Genomic DNA, 19,071 nt, shown 5'->3' on the forward strand with positions numbered 1-19,071 from the left:
CATGCACTCCTCCGGCGCCGATCATGCACTCCTCCGGCGCCGATCATGCAGCCACCCGACGCCGCTCCTGCCTCGCGAGCGGGGGTCCGCGAAGTCAGGCCGCGTCGACGAGGTCCAGCAGCCACCGGGGTCCGGCGGCCACCGCCCCGTCGGGCAGCCGGTCGCGCAGGCCCCGGTCAGCGGTCACCACGACGAGCCCGCCCGCACTCCCGGCGACCACGGCCCCGGCGACGGTGTCGTCGCCGCTGCCCGGCGCCCGGAGCACCTCGACGCCGGCCACGTCCTCCACCGCTGCGGCCCGGCCCTCCACGACGACGACGACCTCCCCGACCCGTACCAGCGCGCCCGCCGGCAGGCGCACGACGCGACCGGGCCGCACCGCGGGCGACAGCGCGCGGAGCCGCTCGAGCAGGCGGGTCGTCGCGCCCGCACGGTCCCTCCACCAGCCGTCCGGGCGGCTGCCGACGACGTTGGCCGCGTCGACGACGAGCCGTACGGCCGGGGCCCGCAGCACGGGCCAGGAGGCCGCGAAGCCCGGGTGCAGGGGCAGGGCGTCCACGTCGGCCTCCGCGACCCAGCGCAGCTCCACGCTCTCCCGCTGCAGCACGGTGGGCAGGAGGGCGTCGGCGTCGGCCAGCACCGTCGTGTAGGTCCAGCCGCCGTGGTCGACGACGTGCTCCTCGCCGGTGCGCACCCGCTCCAGCGGCAGGGAGGCCTCCTCGGCGGCCTCGCGCAGCGCGGCGTCCGCCATCGTCTCGTGGCTGTCGCGCGCACCGCCGGGGATGCCCCAGGTGCCGCCCTCGTGGGTCCACTCGGCGCGGTGCTGCAGCAGGACGCGGACGTCACCCTCGGTACCGGGGGCCCGGAGCAGCAGTCCGGCCGCCCCGTTGCGCCCCCAGTGCCGGTGCCCCTGGGCGCACTGCACCCAGCCGTCGCCGTCGCCCTGCACGTCGCGCAGCCTCGCACAGGGCCTCGGGGCACGGGACCCCTGGTACCGCCGGGCACCCCTCGGGGGCGCCGCGCTCCGGAGAACCGCATGATCGCCGCCGGGCGGCTGCATGATCACCGCCGGAGAGCTGCATGATCACGGCCGGGTCGTCGGCGCAGGGTGCCCGCCCGGCGCGGGGCGCGCGCTCAGGCGGCCTCGTGGGGGTGGGGGCGACGTACGCGCGGGAGGGCGCCGGTGGCGAGGGCGGCGCCGGTGGGCAGCTCGCGGCGCTCCTCCTCGGTGGTGCCGCCCCAGACGCCGTAGCGCTCGGGGACGACGAGGGCGTGGCGCAGGCAGGCGTCGCGCACGGGGCACCCGCCGCAGAGCGCGGCGGCGCGCTGCTCGCGCTCGGCGCGCTCGCGCCGGGACTCCCCCTCGTGCCCGAAGAAGAGGTCGAGGTCGGCGCCCTGGCAGGCGGCGCTGTCCTGCCACCCGTAGCGGGGGATGTGCGTCGCCGGTGCAAGCCTCGTGGTCGCCAGGCAGAGCCCTTCCCTCAGCCGGCCGGCGCGGCCACCGCGCGGCCCCTCTGCCCGACCCAACGGGCGGAGGGGCCGCACGGTTTCCGCGCAGCGGGGCCGACCGGGCAGGGCCCGGTCCGCCGGCGTCAGCCGGCGGTGGCGTCCGTCCAGTAGAGGGCGTTCGCCCACTGGGCGTAGAGGCCCTTCGGGTGGTCGCGGAACAGCGGCCGGGTGCCGAAGAGGACGACCGAGGCGCCCGTCTCGTCGAGCCCGCGCACGACGCTGGCCGCGCCGGCCGCGTCCTCGGGGGCGCCGCCCCCGTCCTCGAGCGGGCGCCAGTGCCCGGCGACGAGCGGGTCGGCGGCGTACGACTGCTCGGTCACGACGCCCTCGCCCATCCCGGTGAACCACACCGGGGAGTAGACGAAGGAGTGCCCGGGCGCGCGGGCGGTGAGCTCGCCGGACCCGTCGACGTCGACGACGCCGTTGGCCGTGCCGGGGCCGCCGCCGGCCTCCACCTCGAGCAGGTCGAGGGCCGCGTTGAACGCCGCGCCCGTCGTGCCGCGGGCGACGACGCCGCCGTCGGCGAGGAACGCGTCGAGCGCCGCCCGTGCGGGGGCGCCGAGGGTGGCGCCGTCCAGGCCCGCCCCCACGACGAGGACGTCGACCCCGGTCCAGTCGAACCCGGCGTCGAGCACCGCGTTGCTGACCGGGCGCACCTCGAAGCCCATCTCCCGCATGGCGTAGAGCTCGTCGCCCTCGGCCGCGGCCGCGACGGTGACCGGGTCCATCGGCGTGCCGGTGAGCCCCGCGGGGGCGAGGGAGAGCCGGACGCCCTGCTCGCGGGCCACGCGCACGGCGTCGGCGCGGGCGGCCGCCGGCACGACGACGCGCCCCCCGGAGGCGAGCTGCAGCACGTGCCCGCGGGCGAGCAGCGCGTTGACGGCGGCCACGTCGGCGGCGTCGTCCAGGCCGATGAGGAGGTCGCGGCCGGGCGCGGCCGGCACGACGCCCCAGGAGCGGGCGCCCGCGACCTCGCGCAGGCCGCCGGGCAGGGAGTCGCCGCCCTGCTCCACCGGGGTCACGGTCGCGCCCCAGAGCAGGCCGTGGCTCCAGCCCGAGATGTCGTACATCACGGGGACGTCGTCGCTGATGTCGCGCCCGGACTCGAGCATGACGTTGGCCAGGCCCCGCTTGGCCTGGTGCATGTCGACGACCCAGGAGCCCGCCGCGTAGCGGGTGCCGCCGAGGCTGGACGCCCGCGACGCGCGGTGCACCTCGACGTCGTTGTCGAGCAGGTGCTGCACGAGCCGCGCCGCGGCGGGCGTGGAGCGCTGGTCGCGCCCGGCGGGGATCACGTACGCCCGCGGGAACTCGGTGGAGTAGCGGTCCTCCGGCCCGAAGCCGTCGACGTAGCCGTCCGGGACCTCGCGCTGGGCCTCGCCGGCCTCGCCGCGGCGGAACACCTCGATCTGGTCGGCGACGAGCTCGCTGCGGTGCTCGTCGGCGTACGCGATGGAGGCGCGGATGGTCGCCGCCGCGATGTCGGTGTTGATGCTCGAGCGGCGCCGGAGCTCCTCGACGGGCAGCGCGTCGTACTCGCGGTTGTTGACCCGCAGCGGGAACTCGACGGTGTGCCCGACGGCCCCGTGGTAGATCGAGTACATCGGCGTGAAGATCGGCGGCCAGTCGTCCCACTCGCCGGGCGGGAAGTCCCGGAAGGGGATGTCGGCGCGGGCGGACTCGGGGTAGCCGAGCGCCTGGATCGCCGCCTCCATGCCGAGCGCGTTGGGCAGCGCGTGCTTGATGTAGAGGTCGTACTCGTAGTTCTGCCCGTGCGGCGGCGTGCCCGGCTCGATGAGCGTCGTGCCGGTGTAGCCGTGCTCGTCGACGAGGACGACGGGCTGGGTGCGGATGATCGCGTCGCGCATCACCCGCGTCTCCGGCTGCGAGGCCGTGATGAAGTCGCGGTTGAGGTCGAAGTCGCGCGCGTTGCGCCGGGTGCCGGCGTTGCGCCCGTCGGGGTTGGCCGAGACGGTGAAGTAGACGCGCGTGGTGCGCAGCAGCGCGGCCACCTCGCGGTCGCTGCTCGTGGCGAGCTCCTCGATGACGCGCAGCGACGCGTCGGTGCCCTCCCACTCGTTGCCGTGGATGTTCGCGTTGACGAACACCGGCACCTTGTAGTCGCGCGCGATGGCCCGGTCCTGCGCCGCCCGCTCGGGGTCGGCGAGGATCCGCTGCTTCATCGCCTCCTGCCGGCGCGCCTGCGCGGGCGTCTCGGGGGCGGTCACCGTGACGAGGTAGAGGTCGCGCCCGAGGGCGCTGCGCCCGGTGACCTCGACGCTGACCCGGTCGCTGGTGCGCTGCAGCGCGTTGAGCCGGCGGGCGATCTCGTGGTACGGGACGAGGCCCAGCTTGATCGAGCGGTCGGCCTCGTCGACCGGGAACGTCCGCAGCACGGTCTGGCGCGGGAAGCCCCCCGTGCGCGGGCCGGCGACCTCGGCGGTGAGGGCCCGCACGGCGTCGCGGGCGGGGGCGGCGGCGCGCTCGGCGCGCGGGTCGTACCGGCGCTCGGCGAGCGCGTCGGCGGCGAGGCCGGCGTCGGCGCCGGGAGCGGCGGCGACGGGCGCCGGCGCGACGAGGACGGCGCCCAGCGCGAGGGCGGCGAGGGACAGTGGACGGCGACGCACGGCGGCTCCTGGGCCTGTCGTTGCAGCGGGTGCACGGGCGCGCGACGGCACGCACCCGAGCAGCGGTGGCGCATGACTACAGCGCGGCGAGCCGGACGGTCAAGGTCCGGCGCGCGCCCGGAGGCAGGAGTGCGCGGGGCACGACGGGCGGGTGCGCCGGTGCAGCAGGATGGCGGCGTGCTGCTCGACGACCTCGCCGCCGCGTCGGACGCCCTCGCCGCGACGACGTCGCGCCTGCGCAAGGTCGAGGTGCTCGCCGACGTGCTGCGCCGCGCGGCCCTCGACGAGCCGGACGAGGTCGGCCTCGCCGTCGCGTGGCTCTCCGGGTCGCTGCGCCAGCGCCGCACCGGGCTCGGGCCGGCGGCGCTGCGCGACCTGCCGCCCCCGGCGGACGCGCCGTCCCTGCGCCTGCCCGAGGTGGACGCGGCGTTCGAGCGCGCCGCCCGGGAGGCGGGGCCCGGCTCGGGCGCCCGCCGCCTCGAGGGGTTCCGCGCGCTGGTCGCCCGGGCGACGGCCCGCGAGCAGCGCCTGCTCGCCGGGCTGGTCGTCGGCGAGGTCCGCCACGGGGCGCTGGGCGGGGTCGCGCTCGACGCCGTCGCGCGGGCGGCCGGCCTGCCCGGCGCGGACGTGCGGCGGGCCGCGATGCTCGGCGGGGCCCTGGGCCCGGTCGCGCAGGCGGCGCTCGCCGACGGCGCGGCCGGGCTCGCCCGGTTCCGGCTCCGGGTCGGCCGCCCCCTGCAGCCGATGCTGGCCCAGGCGGCGGACGACGTGGGCGGGGCGCTGGCGCGCACCGGGCCGGCGCGGGTCGAGGAGAAGCTCGACGGGGTGCGGGTGCAGGTGCACCGCGACGGTGGCGCCGTGCTCGTCGTGACCCGGTCGCTGGACGACGTCACCGCCCGCCTGCCGGAGGTCGTGGCGGCCGTGCGCGGCCTCGACGTGGGCTCGGCCGTCCTCGACGGGGAGGTGCTCGCCCTCGGCCCCGACGGGCGGCCCCTGCCGTTCCAGCTCACCGCGTCACGGGTCGGGCGGCACGACGGCGACGCCGCGGTGCCGCTGTCGGTGCGCTTCTTCGACGTGCTCCACCTCGACGGCGACGACCTGGTCGCCGAGCCCGCCCGGGAGCGCCAGGCGGCGCTCGAGCGGGCGGTCCCCGCGGCCCTGCGGGTGCGCGCGCGGGAGGTCGACGGGGTCGACGGGGTCGAGGAGGCGCAGGCGTTCCTCGACGCGGCGCTGGCGCGGGGGCACGAGGGCGTCGTCGTCAAGGCGCTCGGGGCGCCGTACGAGGCCGGGCGGCGCGGCGCCGCCTGGGTCAAGGTGAAGCCGCGCCACACCCTCGACCTCGTCGTCCTCGCCGCGGAGTGGGGCCACGGCCGGCGGCGCGGGACGCTGTCGAACCTGCACCTGGGCGCCCGCGACGACCACGCGCCGACCGGCTTCACGATGCTCGGCAAGACGTTCAAGGGCCTGACCGACGCGATGCTCTCCTGGCAGACCGAGCGCCTCCTCGCGCTGGAGGCCGGCCGCGAGGGCCACGTGGTGCGCGTGCGGCCCGAGCTCGTCGTCGAGGTGGCCTTCGACGGGGTCCAGACGAGCCCGCGCTACCCGGGCGGGGTCGCGCTGCGCTTCGCCCGGGTGCTGCGGCACCGCCCGGACAAGCGGGCCGAGGACGCCGACGGGATCGCCGCCGTCCGCGCGATCCACGCCCGCCCCGGGGAAGGCTGACGCCGCCGGAGGGGTTGTCGGTGGCGGGGCCTAGCGTGTGGCCCGCCGACGTCGAGGAGAGGGAGCAGCGTGAGCCTGAGGGACGGTGCCGTGCCGCACGAGCAGGGTGAGCAGGGGCCGGTGGCGCCCGACCCGGCAGCGGGGCTGCAGGGCTACGCGCACCCCGAGCGGCTCGTGACGACGGACTGGCTGGCCGAGCACCTCGGCGACCCGCGCGTGGTCGTCGTCGAGTCCGACGAGGACGTGCTGCTCTACGACACCGGGCACGTCCCCGGGGCGGTGAAGGTCGACTGGCACACCGAGCTCAACGACCCCACGACGCGCGACTACGTCGACGGCGAGGGCTTCGCCCGGCTCATGGCGGCCAAGGGCATCGACCGGGGCACGACCGTGGTCCTCTACGGCGACCGCAGCAACTGGTGGGCGGCCTACGCGCTGTGGGTGTTCGAGCTCTTCGGGCACCCCGACGTGCGCCTGCTCGACGGCGGCCGGGCGGCCTGGGTCGCCGAGGGCCGGCCCCTGGTCACCGAGGTCCCGGACCGCCCCCGCACCGACTACCCGGTGGTCGAGCGCGACGACGCGCGGGTGCGCGCCTTCAAGGAGGACGTGCTCGCGCACCTGGGGCGCCCCCTCGTCGACGTGCGCTCCTCCGGCGAGTTCAGCGGCGAGCTGCTGCACATGCCGGACTACCCCCAGGAGGGCGCGGTCCGCGGCGGGCACGTCCCCGGCGCGCGCAACGTGCCGTGGGCCCGGGCGGCCCGCGAGGACGGGCGGTTCCGCAGCCGCGAGGAGCTCGAGGCGCTCTACGCGGGCGAGGCCGGCCTGTCCCCCGAGGACGACGTGGTCGTCTACTGCCGCATCGGCGAGCGCTCGTCGCACACCTGGTTCGTGCTGACCCACCTGCTGGGCTGGGACCGCGTGCGCAACTACGACGGCTCGTGGACCGAGTGGGGCAACTCCGTGCGCACCCCGATCGAGCGCGGGAGCGGCGCGTGAGCACGCTGACCCCGGCCCTCGAGGGCGTGGTCGAGGACTTCCGGGCCGTCGGCCCGCAGGACCGGCTGCAGCTGCTGCTCGAGCTCTCCCGCGAGCTGCCCCCGCTGCCCGAGCGCTACGCCGGGGCTCCCGAGCGCATGGAGCGGGTCGACGAGTGCCAGTCGCCGCTGTTCCTCGCCGTCGAGGTCGACGGCGAGGGCGGCGCGCGCGCCGTGCACCTCTACTTCGACGCCCCCGCGGAGGCGCCGACGACCCGCGGCTTCGCGGGCATCCTGCGCGAGGGCCTCGACGGCAGCACCCCCGAGGAGGTGCTGGCCGTCCCCGACGACTTCTACGTCGGCCTGGGGCTCGCCGAGGCGGTGAGCCCGCTGCGGCTGCGCGGGATGGCGGCGATGCTGGCCCGCATCAAGCGGCAGGTGCGCGCCGCGGCCTGACGCTGCGGCTGGACCTCGTTCGAACGGGTGTTCTAGCATCGGTGCCATGCGCTGGGACGCCCTGCAGCTCCACGACCCCGCCGAGGCCGGTGCCGCCGACGGCGGAGCGGGCTCCGGCGCGCCCGGCCCCGCCGCGCCGGAGCCGCTGCCGCTGCTCCCCCGCGGGGCCGTCGCGCGGACCTTCGACACCCCGCAGTTCCGCGGCATGACGTTCTACGAGGTGCAGGCGCGCTCGGTCCTCAACCGGGTGCCCGAGGCCTCCGCGGTGCCGTTCCGCTGGACCGTCAACCCCTACCGGGGCTGCTCGCACGCCTGCGTCTACTGCTTCGCGCGCGGCACGCACGCGTACCTCGAGCTCGGCACCGGCCTCGACTTCGACCGCAAGGTCGTGGTGAAGACCAACGCCGCGGAGGTCCTGCGGCGCGAGCTGGCCCGCCCGCGGTGGGCCCGCGAGCACGTCGCCATGGGCACCAACGTGGACTGCTACCAGCGCGCGGAGGGCCGCTACCGGCTCATGCCGGGGATCCTGCGCGCGCTCACCGACGCCCGCACCCCGTTCTCGGTGCTGACCAAGGGCACGCTGGTGCTGCGCGACCTGCCGCTGCTGCAGGAGGCGGCGCAGGTCGTGCCGGTCGCCACGAACGTCTCGGTGGGCTTCCTCGACGAGGACCTCTGGCGCCTGCTCGAGCCGGGGACGCCCAGCCCGCGCCGCCGCCTCGAGGTGTGCGCCCGCCTCAACGACGCCGGCGTCCCCTGCGGCGTGCTCATGGCCCCCGTCGTGCCGGGACTGAGCGACTCCCCCGCCGAGGTCGAGCGCACGGTGCGCGCGATCGCCGACGCCGGCGCGACCCACGTGACGCCGCTGCTGCTGCACCTGCGCCCCGGTGCCCGCGAGTGGTTCCTCGCCTGGCTCGACGCGCACCACCCCCGGCTGCGCCCCCTCTACGACCGGCTCTACGGCCGCGGGGCGTACGCGCCCCGGGCGTACCAGGACGAGGTCCGCGCCCGCGTGCTCGCCGCGGCCGAGCGGTGCGGGCTGGGTGGGGCAGGGCCCCGGCGCTCCCGGCGCCTCGGCTACGGCGTGGCGGCGCTGCCGGACGACGCTGCCGGTCGCACCGGCGCGGACGCCGGGAGGCCCCCGGCGCCCGCTGCGGCCGCCCCGCCGGCGTACGCGCAGGACGCCCTGCTCTGACCCGGCGCGCCGGACGCGACCGGTCGTGCCCCGTATGTCCGTCGCGCAAGGTCCCTGTTTCGTCCGTGGTGGACCCTTGACGCGGTGTGACGCGCGGTGGTGGGTTCGTCCCAGCCGATCGAGGAGACGCAGGAGAGACCCGGCCCGTCCGGCGGTGGCCACCGCCGGAGGACCGGGCGCCGAAGGAGCAACCTCCCCGGGAAACTCTCAGGCACCCAGGACTGCGTCGCCGAGGCGACTCTGGAGAGAGCGGCACGGGCCGCTCACCGAAGGGCGAAGCCGGCCCGCGCCGGCGAAGGCCTCAGGTGCCAGGACAGAGCGGGGACGGCGGGCGCCCGACGCGCCCTCGGCAGGCACCACCGCGCGCCCGCGCCGCGACCCCTGCCACCCCTCCACCGGAGGTGCCACGTGTGCGAGACCGACCACATCGAGGCGAGGGGCCTGAGCCGGCGCGACCTGCTCGGCCTCCTGGGCGGGGCGGGGGCGGCGCTGGCCGCCGGGCCCGCGCTGCTCGCCGACCCGGCCGCGGCCGCGGCGAGCGACCTGGCGCTGGACCCGCGCAGCGCGCCGTCGTCCAGCGGGGACTACGAGGCGCCGGCGGGCCTGGCCCTGGACTCCAAGGCCAAGGACGCGGCGCTGTCGTTCCTCGACCGGCAGAGCGGGCGCATCCTGGGGCTCAACGACCGCATCTGGGAGTACGCCGAGCCGTCGATGAAGGAGTGGAACTCCGCGCTCGCCGAGGCGACGTACCTGGAGTCGCAGGGCTTCAAGATCACGTGGGGCACGGCCGGGATGCCTACCGCCTTCGTGGCGACCTTCAGCCAGGGCACCGGCTCCCCCGTCATCGGGTTCAGCGGCGAGTACGACGCCCTGCCGGGGGTCTCGCAGGAGAAGGGCAACCCCGAGCACAACCCGCTGGTCTACGACGACGACCCGTACGCCCCCACGTACGGCTACGGCCACGGCTGCGGGCACAACTCGCTCGGCGCGGCGGCGGCCGGTGCCGCCGCCGCGGTGGCGGCCGCGATGCGCCGCCAGCGCCTCGACGGCACCCTGAAGTTCTTCGGCTCGGCCGGCGAGGAGCAGCTCGTCGGCAAGTCGGTGGCGGTCCGGGCGGGGGCGTACGACGGCCTGGACGCGTTCGTCGACTGGCACCCGGGCAGCAGCAACAGCACGAGCTGGGGCTCGAGCAACGCGATGTACAGCACGACGTTCCACTTCCACGGCACCGACGGGCACGGCGGGTCGCCCCTCGGCGCGCGCTCCACCCAGGACGCGGTCGAGGCGATGGCGATGCTCACCGAGTACCTGCGGGAGAGCTCGATGGCGCCGTCCGCGCGCATGCACCACGCGGTGCGGGCGACCGGCGTGCAGCCGAACGTCTACCCGACCCTGTCGAGCATCTGGTTCTACGCCCGCGAGGCCAGCCCCGAGCGCGCCAAGGTCCTCATGGACAAGATCACCCGCTGCGCGGAGGCGGCCGCGCTGGCGACCGGCACCCGCATGGAGACCAAGCTCCAGGGCGCGGTGTGGAACAAGCTCGGCAACAAGCGCGGCACCGAGCTGATGCACGCGAACATGGTGCAGATCGGCGCGCCCTCGTTCTCCGCCGCCGACCAGCGCTTCGGCCGGGCGCTGCAGCGGGCGAACGGGGCACCGGAGGACGGCTTCCCCGAGGAGATCGCCGACCTGCGCCCGCCGTCCCCGGTGTTCACCGGCGGCGGCTCGACCGACGTCGCGGACATCAGCTGGCAGGTGCCCACGATCCAGATGGGCACGGCGCACGAGCCGCCGGGGACCTTCAACCACTCGTGGCACCGCACCGCCTGCGGCGCCGCCAGCCCCGGGCACGTGGCCACCATGGCGGCCGCGCGCTACCTCGCCGGCACCGTCGTCGACCTGCTCACGCAGCCCGCGGTCGTGCGCGAGATGCGCGAGGAGTTCGAGCAGCGCCGGTCCCAGGTCGAGTGGCGCAGCCTGCTGCCCTCGGACTACCGGATCCCGCTGTACCAGCCGCCCGCGTGGTTCCTCGAGCGCACCGGTCAGGCCTGGCCGCCCACCGCGGAGGGGGTCGAGTGGCCGCCGCGCCGGCTGGTGCAGACCGTGCCGCGCGACGACCTCGGCCCGTCGGTGCCGCCGGAGAACCAGCCGGTGCCGCAGCTGGAGTGAGCCCCGCCCCCGCCCCCGCTCCCGCCCGGCCCCGGCGTGCGCGCCGGGGCCGGCCGCGGGGTGACGTGCGGCGGGAGGGTCAGGCCGGCCGGTCGAGCCAGCCGTAGCCGGGCACCCAGCCGGTGACGCGCTCGACGTACGTGCGGGTCTCCTCGAAGTCGGGCACCCCGCCGGCCTCCTGCACCGCGCCGGGCCCGGCGTTGTACGCCGCGATGACCCGCTCGTCGCTGACCGGCAGGTCGAGCTGCTCGCCGATCCAGGTGAGGTACGCCGCCGCCGTCTCCACCGAGTCGGCCGGGTCGAACGGGTCGGCCTCGCCGTCGCCGTCGGCGTCGCGCCCGAAGTCGCCGAACGTCCCCGGGACGATCTGCATGAGGCCCTGCGCGCCGGCCGGGCTCACCGCGTCGGGGTCGAAGCCGGACTCCGCGCGGGCGTGGGCGGCCAGCTGCGCCGCGCTGACCGCGGGGTAGCGCTCGGCGGCGGCGCGGAAGAGGTCGGCGTACGGCGTCGTGCGCGGCGAGGACGGGCGGTAGCGCTGCTCGAGCCCGTCCAGCGCACCGGTGAGGTGCAGCACGACGGTCACCGCGGCGAGGAGCAGGCCCACGCGCAGCGCGACCCGGCCGAGCAGCCGGGCCCCGCGGCGCCCCGGTCCCGACGGTCCCCGCCGCGCGCCGCCGCCGGAGGGGCGCCGGCCCGCCGGCGGCCGGGACGACCCGGCACGGGCAGCCTGCGCCGGACGCGCCGCGGCCCGCTGCTGGGGCCGGGCGGGGGTGCGACCGCGGGAGGGGGTGCCGGAGCGCGGGGCCCCGGGGCGGCGCTCGCCGCGGGCGCGGGGGCCGCCGGCGGTGGGTCGCGTCGTCATCCCCGCCAGTCTCCCACCCGACGGTGCGCTGCACACCCGCCCGCTCGCCCCACCCTCGCCCGCCCGCGCTCGTCGGCGAGGCGCAGCCGCTGGGACCGGGGGCGCGGTCCCCCCGCTCCCCCCTCGGCGGCCGGGCCGCCCGGCTCGAGCCGCCCTACGGGTGCGGCTCAGCCGCAGGTCGGCTTGGGCACCCGGTCGAAGCCGAAGTGCACGTGGTCGCGGTGCAGCTCGTTGGCGAAGAACACCCGGCCCCGGCAGCCCTCCTGCGGGCCGTCCGGGTCCGCGGGCGAGCCGATCTCCGTCGCCCCGAGGTCGCGGCCCTCGGCGAGGAACGCGAGCAGCCGCCGGTCGTCGGGCTCCATCGTCACGACGGGCACGCCGTCGACGGCCCAGATGTCCACGGCGCGCCCGCGCCAGTGGTTGCTGTCGCGCGTCGTGCCGTAGACCTCGCGCGGGTGACCGGAGCGCAGGCACACCACCTGCAGCTCGTGCCGCTCACCCAGGGCGGTGAGGAGCGCGAGCAGCTCGGGCACGGCCAGGCGCGCCACGTCCTGGCGCGCCGGGTCCGGCAGCTGCAGGGAGGGCGCCTCGAGCACCGCCCGGGCCGCCGGCTCGACGCGGGCCAGGTCGACGGCCCCGGCGACCGCCGGCCGGACCTCGCGGACCCGCCACCCGCCCGAGCGCCGCCGGAGCCGCACGTCGGCGATCACCTCGCGCTCGGCGACCTCGCCGTCCTGCACCCACCACTGGCGCACCACCGTGATGACCGACGCGTCGTCGTCGAGGAGGCCGCCGTACGAGGGGTAGACCACCTGCGCGACCGACGGCCCGGAGGGCGGGAGCAGCGACCCCGCGCCGTCGAGCAGCCCCGGGTCGACGCCCGCCGCGTCGAGCCGCGCCCGCGCCGCCGCGGCGCCGCCGCCGCCGGCGGGCACCGCGAGCAGGGCCTGCACCGCGGCGGTCGCGGCGAGCTTGACCTCGGGCCGCTGCTCGTCGCCGACCGGCCGCCACGGCTCCACGGACGGCAGGGCGACGGTCGGCGAGGGCGCCGGGGCGCTCGGCGAGGGGCTCGGGGGCGTGGCCGTGGGGCGGGCCGAGGGGGTGCCCGGCGCGGGCGCGCTCGGCGCCGCGCTGCCGCCGCCCGCGCCGTCCGACGAGCAGCCCGCGACCGCCAGCCCGAGGCCGGCGGCGAGCACCGCCCGCCGGCTCAGGCCGTCGGCTCGAGCCACGTGCCGCCCCCCTCCGCCCCCTGCCGACCGGCCGCGGACCGGTCCCCGGCGCGCTCGCCGGCGGGCCGGTCCAGGTCGAGGTGCGTCCCCGTCCCCGGCGCACCGCCGCGGGTGCTCGCGACGAAGCGGCGGACCAGCTCGCCGTCGCGGTTCGGGTGCTCCTCCAGCGCCTGCCAGCCCAGGGCCGCGTAGAAGTCCGACGCGCCCCCGGCACCGGCCAGCGTCACGAGCTCGGCGCGCGCGGTCCCCGCCGCGGCGGAGCGGGCCAGGAACTCCTCGACGAGGAGCCGCCCGGCACCCGTCCCGCGGGCCGTGGGGTCGACGACGACAGCCGCGACGACCGCCACCGGCGCGGGCTCGCCCGCCGGCCCCGCCGGCGCGCTCGCCGGGGTGGCGGGGCGGGACGCGCCCCCGCCCGACGCCGGGGCCGCGGGCAGCGGGAGCAGGCGGCGGGCGTACCGGACGAGGCGCGTGCGGACGAAGACGGCGAGGACGGCCGGGTGCAGGGCGAGGCCCAGGACGCCGCGCAGGGCGAGCGCGAGCCGCTCGTGCTCGAGCGTCCAGGCCACGTGCCGGCGCTGGTCGACCGCGCCGACGAGGAACCCGACGGGCCGCCCGTCGCGCTCGGCGACGAGGGCGACGCCGTACGGGCTCGTGCGGTGGCCCAGGTGCCAGCGGCGCACGAAGGCGCCGCCGAGGCGCGGGAACAGCCCGTGCGGCAGGAGCCGCACGTGCGTGGCCGCGGTCCAGGGCAGGTCCGCCGGGCGCAGGTCGCGCACGACGGACGGGCTCGGCGCTGGGGGCACGGGGCTCCTGTCGGCGGGGGTCGTCACGTGGCGTCCATCCTCGCACGGCAGGGGGTGGTCCGCCGCTGCGCCGCGGCGGACCGGCGGGGCGCGGCCGGTTCCGCCGCCGCGCCGCGGGTACGCCGGGACGGACGGACACCACGCACGACGGCACAGCGACGGAGGCGGCATGAAGGCGCTCACCTGGCAGGGCAAGCGGGACGTGCGGGTCGAGGAGGTGCCCGACCCCCGCATCCAGGAGCCGACCGACGCGGTCATCCGGGTCACGAGCACGGCGATCTGCGGCTCCGACCTGCACCTGTACGAGGTCCTCGCGCCGTACCTCACGCCCGGGGACGTCCTCGGCCACGAGCCGATGGGCGTCGTGGAGGAGGTGGGGTCCGAGGTCACGCACATCGAGCCGGGCGACCGGGTCGTCGTGCCGTTCAACATCTCCTGCGGGCGCTGCTGGATGTGCGACCGCCAGCTCTTCGCGCAGTGCGAGACGACGCAGAACCGCGCGACCGGCAAGGGCGCCTCGCTGCTGGGCTACACCTCGCTCTACGGCGCGGTCCCCGGCGGGCAGGCGGAGTACCTGCGGGTGCCGCAGGCGCACTTCGGCCCGATCAAGGTGCCGGACGCGCACAGCGACCAGCGCTGGCTCTACCTCTCCGACGTGCTGCCGACGGCTTGGCAGGCGGTGCAGTACGCCCACGTCGACCTCGACGGCACCCTGGCGATCATGGGCCTGGGCCCGGTCGGGCAGATGGCCGGGCGCATCGCCCGCCACCTCGGCGTGGAGCGGGTCATCGGCGTGGAGCCCGAGGCGTACCGCCGGGCCCTCGCGCAGCGGCACGGCATCGAGGTGCTCGACCCGGCCGACGTCGACGACACCGCGGCCGCCCTCATCGAGATGACCGGCGGGCGCGGCCCCGACGCGGTCGTCGAGGCGGTGGGCATGGAGGCCCACGGGTCGCCCCGCGGCAAGCTCGCGCAGGCGGCCGTCGGCCTGCTGCCGGACAGGATCGCCGACCCGCTGACGGACCGGTTCGCCATCGACCGGCTCGACGCCCTGCACACCGCCATCAAGGCCTGCCGGCGCGGCGGCACGGTGTCGGTGAGCGGTGTGTACGGCGGCGAGATGGACCCGATGCCGATGATGGAGATGTTCGACCGGGGCCTGCAGCTGCGCATGGGCCAGGCGCACGTGCACCGCTGGACCGACGCCATCCTGCCGCTGCTGCTCGACGACACCGATCCGCTGGGCACCGAGGACTTCGCCACGCACCTCATGCCGCTGGCCGAGGCGCCGCACGGCTACGAGATCTTCCAGGAGAAGCGGGACGACTGCTTCAAGGTCGTCCTGCAGCCGTGAGCGCGCTGCCGGAGCACCCGGTCGTCGTCGTCACCGGCGCCTCGAGCGGCATCGGGCGGGCCAGCGCGCTCGCCTTCGCCGCGCAGGGCGCCACCCTCGTGCTCGCCGCCCGCGGCGGCTCGGCGCTGCGCGCGGCGGCCGCGGAGTGCCGCGCCGCCGGGGCCCGGCACGTCGAGCCGGTCGTCACCGACGTGTCCGACCGCGACGCCGTCGACGGGCTCGTCGACGGCGCGCGGCGGCGCTGGGGCCGCGTCGACGTGTGCGTGCACGCCGCCGCCGTCATGGCGTACGGGCGCGTCGACGAGGTGCCGCCGGAGGTCTTCGACCGGGTCGTGACGACCAACCTGCTCGGCACCGCGAACGTCGCGCGGGCCTGCCTCGCCCAGTTCCGCCGCCAGCGCAGCGGCACCCTCGTCGTCGTCGGCTCGCTGCTGGGCCGGGTCACCACGCCGCGCATGGGGGCGTACGTCACGAGCAAGTGGGGCGTGCGCGGGCTCGCGCGCATCCTGTCCCAGGAGGTGCGCGACCTCGGCGACGTGCACGTGTGCATCGTCGAGCCCGCGGGCACCGACACCCCGATCTACCGGCAGGCCGCCAACTACACCGGCCGGTACGGCCGCCCCCCGGTGCCGGTCGACTCCCCCGAGCGCGTCGCCCGCTCGGTGCTGCGCGCCGCGCGGCACCCCCGCCGGCACTCACGCCTGCTCGGCCCGACGAGCCCGTTCATCGTCGCGGGCTTCACCCTGCTGCCCGGGGTGTACGACGCCCTCGTCGGCCCGCTCGTCGCGGTCGGCGCGCTCGCCCGCGAGCGGGTCGCCCCGCACGACGGCACCGTCTTCGCCCCGCGCCCCGAGGGCGACGCCACGCACGGGCTCTGGGGCCGGCACTGGCTGCGCGCCGTCGCCGCTGCCGGGGCCGCCGGGGCCGCGGGGGCCGGCGCGGCGCTCGTACGCCGCCGCTGACGGCACCGGCCGACGGTTCCCCGGGAACCGCAGAAGGCGCCCATCTGGCGATCTAGTCGCCAGGAGGGCGCCTTCTGCGGTCCCGGCGGGACCGCTGGACGCTCAGCGCCTCAGCGCCTCAGCGCTCGCCGATCGCCGTCACGTGCCGCTCGGTCTCGCCGACGTACACCTGGCGCGGGCGGCCGATCTTCGTCGCCGGGTCGTTGATCATCTCTCGCCACTGGGCGATCCAGCCGGGGAGCCGGCCGAGGGCGAAGAGCACGGTGAACATCTTCGGCGGGAAGCCCATCGCCTTGTAGATGAGGCCCGTGTAGAAGTCGACGTTCGGGTAGAGCTTGCGCGAGACGAAGTAGTCGTCCGCGAGGGCGACCTCCTCGAGGCGCATCGCGATGTCGAGCAGCTGGTCCTGCGCGCCGAGCTTGCCGAGGACCTCGTCCGCCGTGCGCTTCACGATGGCCGCGCGCGGGTCGTAGTTCTTGTAGACGCGGTGCCCGAAGCCCATGAGCTTGACGCCGGGCTCCTTGTCCTTGACCCGGCGCACGAACGCGTCGACGTCGCCGCCCTCGGCCTGGATGCGCCCGAGCATCTGCAGCACGGCCTCGTTGGCGCCGCCGTGCAGCGGGCCGAAGAGCGCGTTGATGCCGGCGGAGACCGACGCGAACATGTTCGCGTTCGACGAGCCGACGAGGCGCACGGTGGAGGTGGAGCAGTTCTGCTCGTGGTCCGCGTGCAGGACGAAGAGCATGTCGAGCGCGCGCACCATGGCGGGGTCGGGCTCGTACGGCTCCGGCGGCACGCCGAAGGTGAGCCGCAGGAAGTTCTCGGTGAGGTCGAGCCGGTTGTCCGGGTAGAGGAACGGCTGACCGATGGACTTCTTGTACGCGTACGCCGCGATGGTCGGCACCTTGGCCAGGAGCCGGACCGTGGAGATCTCGACCTGCTCGGGGTCGAACGGGTCGAGCGAGTCCTGGTAGAAGGTCGACAGCGCGCTGACCGCCGAGGAGAGCACCGCCATGGGGTGCGCGTCGCGGGGGAAGCCGCTGAAGAAGCCGGTGAGGTCCTCGTGCAGCAGCGTGTGCCGGCGGATCCGCTCGTCGAACGCGGCGAGCTCGTCCTGCGTCGGCAGCTCGCCGTAGATGAGCAGGTAGCTGGTCTCGAGGAACGAGGCGTGCTCGGCGAGCTCGTCGATCGGGTAGCCGCGGTAGCGCAGGACGCCCGCGTCGCCGTCGATGTACGTGATCGCCGAGGAGCAGGCCGCGGTGTTGACGAAGCCGACGTCGAGCGTGACGTGCCCGGTCTCCTTCAGCAGCTTCCCGGCCTCGAGGCCCGAGGGCCCCTCGGTCGCCGGGACCTCCGGCATCGGCAGCACCCCGCCGGGGTGCTTGAGCTCGAAGTCGGGCATCCGGCCTCTCCCTGGGTGTGCTCGGGTGTGCGTGCGGTGCGTGGACGTGCGGGCGCGGCGGGGTCCCCGCCGCGCTGGCCCGAGTCTTGCACGGGCAGGCGTGGGCGTGACGAGCCCGGGGTACGCCCGCGGGGTGACCCCCTCCCCCGCGCCCCGGTTGGGCTGGCCCGCGCGCCTCTGGCTGGTGCGCCACGGCGAGAGCGAGGGCAACCTCGCGGACCGGCGCGCGCACGAGGAGGGGCTCGGGACGGTCGACGTGGCCGACCGCGACCCGGACGTGGCGCTCACCGCGCTGGGCGAGCGGCAGGCCCGCGCGCTCGGCGAGCGCCTGGCCGCCCTCGGCGGCGACGGCCCGCAGGTGGTGGTCAGCTCGCCGTACGTGCGCGCCCGGCGCACCGCCGAGCTCGCCGTCGCGGCCGCCGGGCTCGACGTGCCGGTGCTGCTCGACGAGCGGCTGCGCGAGCGCGACCTGGGCGTGCTCGACGGCCTGACGGGCCGAGGCATCCGCGAGCGGCTCCCCGACGAGGCCGAGCGCCGCGCGCGCCTGGGCAAGCTCTACTACCGCCCGCCCGGCGGGGAGAGCTGGGTGGACGTCGCGCTGCGGGTGCGCGCCGTCCTCACCGACCTGCGGCGCGAGCACGCCGACCGCCGCCTCCTCGTCACGACGCACCAGGCGGTCGTCATGGTGTTCCGGTACGTCCTCGAGGGGCTCACCGAGGACGAGGTCCTCGCCGTCGACCGGCGGGTGCAGGTGGCCAACACGGCCGTGACGGCGTACGAGGGGGACGGCGACCGGGTGCGGCTGCTCGCCTTCAACGACGCCGACCACCTCGGCGACGTCGGCGAGGACGTCACGGCGGAGCCGGGCACCGAGGCGAGGGCGCACGCCGGTGCCTGAGCCGTCGCCCTCCCCCGTCGTCGTCACCCCCGGCCTGCTGCGCGAGCGGTGGCCCCTGCCCGAGCCCGGCTCGGACAAGGAGTCCCGCGGGCGCACCCTCGTCATCGGCGGCAGCACCTCCACGCCGGGGGCCGTGCTGCTGGCCGCCGAGGCGGCGCTGCGCGCCGGCGCGGGCAAGCTCCAGGTCGCGACCACGGCGTCCACCGCCGTCGCGCTCGGCGTCGCCCTGCCCGAGGCGATGGTCCTGGGCCTGCCCGAGGCGGGCGACGGCGGTCTGGACCCGGCCGGCGCGGACCGGGTGGGCGAGCTCGTCGAGCAGGCCTCGGCCGTGCTCGTCGGGCCGGGGGCGACCGGCCCGGACGCCACCCGCGAGCTCGTGGTCGCGCTGCTGCCGCGGGTGCGCGGCGCCCTCGTCCTGGACGCGCTCGGGCTCGTCGCCGTGACGGCCGACCCGGACTGCCTCGCCGAGCTGTCCGGGCGGGTGGTGCTGACGCCCAACGTGCGCGAGCTCGCCCTGACCCTGCAGCGCGGGGAGGACGAGGTCGGCGAGGACCCGCTGGGCGCGGCGCTGGAGCTGGCGCGGCGCTCCGGCGCGGTGGTGGCGACCGGCGGCGGGACGTCGTACACGGCGCGCCCCGACGGCGCCTGCTGGCAGGACGACACCGGCGGCGGCGGGCTCGGCGTCTCCGGCTCCGGCGACGTCATGGCCGGGATCGTCACCGGGCTGGCGGCCCGCGGCGCGGACCCCGCGCAGGCCGCGGTGTGGGCGCAGCACGTGCACGGGCGCTGCGGCGACCGGCTCGCCGCCGCGGTCGGGCACCTCGGCTTCCTCGCCCGGGAGCTGCCGCCCGAGGTGCCGCGGGTCCTCGCCGAGCTCGGGGGGTGATCTCGGTCCCCGCCGGGCACGGG

The 19,071-nt window shown here is 77.1% G+C and carries 16 protein-coding genes and 1 riboswitch; of the genes, 9 read left to right on the plus strand and 7 right to left on the minus strand.

From position 1 onward, the window contains the following. Positions 1-94: 94 nt before the first annotated feature. The 3 genes from D5H78_RS08515 to D5H78_RS08525 form a co-directional block, all read right to left on the minus strand. On the minus strand, positions 95-949 hold the full coding sequence (locus tag D5H78_RS08515; protein ID WP_119950023.1) for an NUDIX hydrolase: 855 nt from the start codon (positions 947-949) through the stop codon (positions 95-97). Between the two features lie 185 nt (positions 950-1,134). Continuing rightward, positions 1,135-1,527, minus strand: a complete 393-nt coding sequence (locus D5H78_RS08520; protein WP_245941628.1) for a WhiB family transcriptional regulator — start codon at positions 1,525-1,527, stop codon at positions 1,135-1,137. A 65-nt stretch (positions 1,528-1,592) separates the two neighbouring features. Continuing rightward, complete coding sequence (locus D5H78_RS08525) at positions 1,593-4,136, minus strand: M14 family zinc carboxypeptidase (RefSeq protein WP_165865662.1); 2,544 nt, start codon at positions 4,134-4,136, stop codon at positions 1,593-1,595. A 177-nt stretch (positions 4,137-4,313) separates the two neighbouring features. Here D5H78_RS08525 and D5H78_RS08530 point away from each other — a divergent pair, with 177 nt between their 5' ends. The 5 genes from D5H78_RS08530 to D5H78_RS08550 all read left to right on the plus strand — a co-directional run bounded on the left by D5H78_RS08530 (position 4,314) and on the right by D5H78_RS08550 (position 10,649). Further along, on the plus strand, positions 4,314-5,858 hold the full coding sequence (locus D5H78_RS08530) for an ATP-dependent DNA ligase (RefSeq protein WP_119950024.1): 1,545 nt from the start codon (positions 4,314-4,316) through the stop codon (positions 5,856-5,858). A 120-nt stretch (positions 5,859-5,978) separates the two neighbouring features. Beyond that, complete coding sequence (locus D5H78_RS08535; protein ID WP_119950274.1) at positions 5,979-6,854, plus strand: sulfurtransferase; 876 nt, start codon at positions 5,979-5,981, stop codon at positions 6,852-6,854. Then, positions 6,851-7,288: a SufE family protein gene (locus tag D5H78_RS08540; protein ID WP_119950025.1), complete on the plus strand. Its 438-nt coding sequence runs from the start codon at positions 6,851-6,853 to the stop codon at positions 7,286-7,288. The genes D5H78_RS08535 and D5H78_RS08540 overlap by 4 nt, the downstream gene beginning before the upstream one ends. Before the next feature lie 46 nt (positions 7,289-7,334). Then, positions 7,335-8,480 (plus strand): Rv2578c family radical SAM protein, encoded by a 1,146-nt coding sequence (locus tag D5H78_RS08545; RefSeq protein WP_119950026.1) that lies wholly within the window; start codon positions 7,335-7,337, stop codon positions 8,478-8,480. 119 nt (positions 8,481-8,599) lie between these two features. Next, a riboswitch (glycine riboswitch) is annotated at positions 8,600-8,714 on the plus strand. Between the two features lie 174 nt (positions 8,715-8,888). Continuing rightward, entirely contained in the window at positions 8,889-10,649 is a 1,761-nt protein-coding gene (locus tag D5H78_RS08550) for an amidohydrolase (RefSeq protein WP_218566387.1), read from the plus strand. Positions 10,650-10,728: 79 nt separating this feature from the next. Here D5H78_RS08550 and D5H78_RS08555 read toward each other — a convergent pair whose 3' ends face one another. From D5H78_RS08555 to D5H78_RS08565, 3 genes are all read right to left on the minus strand, one after another. Further along, positions 10,729-11,253: a lytic transglycosylase domain-containing protein gene (locus tag D5H78_RS08555; protein ID WP_218566388.1), complete on the minus strand. Its 525-nt coding sequence runs from the start codon at positions 11,251-11,253 to the stop codon at positions 10,729-10,731. A 425-nt stretch (positions 11,254-11,678) separates the two neighbouring features. Further along, a complete protein-coding gene (locus D5H78_RS08560) occupies positions 11,679-12,740 on the minus strand; it encodes a hypothetical protein (protein ID WP_119950028.1) in 1,062 nt (353 codons plus the stop codon). Continuing rightward, a complete protein-coding gene (locus D5H78_RS08565) occupies positions 12,719-13,546 on the minus strand; it encodes a GNAT family N-acetyltransferase (RefSeq protein ID WP_218566389.1) in 828 nt (275 codons plus the stop codon). The genes D5H78_RS08560 and D5H78_RS08565 overlap by 22 nt, the downstream gene beginning before the upstream one ends. Positions 13,547-13,715: 169 nt before the next feature. On the opposite strand from D5H78_RS08565, the gene D5H78_RS08570 reads away from it, so the two are divergent. Further along, positions 13,716-14,900, plus strand: a complete 1,185-nt coding sequence (locus D5H78_RS08570; RefSeq protein WP_119950029.1) for a zinc-dependent alcohol dehydrogenase — start codon at positions 13,716-13,718, stop codon at positions 14,898-14,900. Beyond that, positions 14,897-15,862: an SDR family NAD(P)-dependent oxidoreductase gene (locus D5H78_RS08575; RefSeq protein ID WP_218566390.1), complete on the plus strand. Its 966-nt coding sequence runs from the start codon at positions 14,897-14,899 to the stop codon at positions 15,860-15,862. Before D5H78_RS08570 ends, D5H78_RS08575 begins: the two co-directional genes overlap by 4 nt. Positions 15,863-15,980: 118 nt before the next feature. Here the strand turns inward: D5H78_RS08575 and D5H78_RS08580 are convergent, their stop codons facing one another. Next, complete coding sequence (locus D5H78_RS08580) at positions 15,981-17,264, minus strand: citrate synthase (RefSeq protein ID WP_119950030.1); 1,284 nt, start codon at positions 17,262-17,264, stop codon at positions 15,981-15,983. Between the two features lie 106 nt (positions 17,265-17,370). On the opposite strand from D5H78_RS08580, the gene D5H78_RS08585 reads away from it, so the two are divergent. Together D5H78_RS08585 and D5H78_RS08590 are read left to right on the plus strand one after the other, a co-directional pair. Beyond that, positions 17,371-18,162, plus strand: coding sequence for a histidine phosphatase family protein (locus tag D5H78_RS08585; protein WP_218566391.1), 792 nt, complete (start codon positions 17,371-17,373; stop codon positions 18,160-18,162). Next, complete coding sequence (locus D5H78_RS08590; RefSeq protein WP_119950031.1) at positions 18,155-19,048, plus strand: NAD(P)H-hydrate dehydratase; 894 nt, start codon at positions 18,155-18,157, stop codon at positions 19,046-19,048. The genes D5H78_RS08585 and D5H78_RS08590 overlap by 8 nt, the downstream gene beginning before the upstream one ends. Positions 19,049-19,071 lie beyond the last annotated feature (23 nt).

Source organism: Vallicoccus soli (assembly GCF_003594885.1).
Taxonomy (GTDB): Bacteria; Actinomycetota; Actinomycetes; order Motilibacterales; family Motilibacteraceae; genus Vallicoccus; species Vallicoccus soli.

What these genes read in the sequence shown, in the direction of transcription:
- D5H78_RS08545 (WP_119950026.1), top strand. Translation starts at nt 7,335, where the DNA reads ATGCGCTGGGACGCCCTGCAGCTCCACGACCCCGCCGAGGCCGGTGCC.
- D5H78_RS08570 (WP_119950029.1), top strand. Translation starts at nt 13,716, where the DNA reads ATGAAGGCGCTCACCTGGCAGGGCAAGCGGGACGTGCGGGTCGAGGAG.
- D5H78_RS08580 (WP_119950030.1), bottom strand. Translation starts at nt 17,264, where the DNA reads ATGCCCGACTTCGAGCTCAAGCACCCCGGCGGGGTGCTGCCGATGCCG.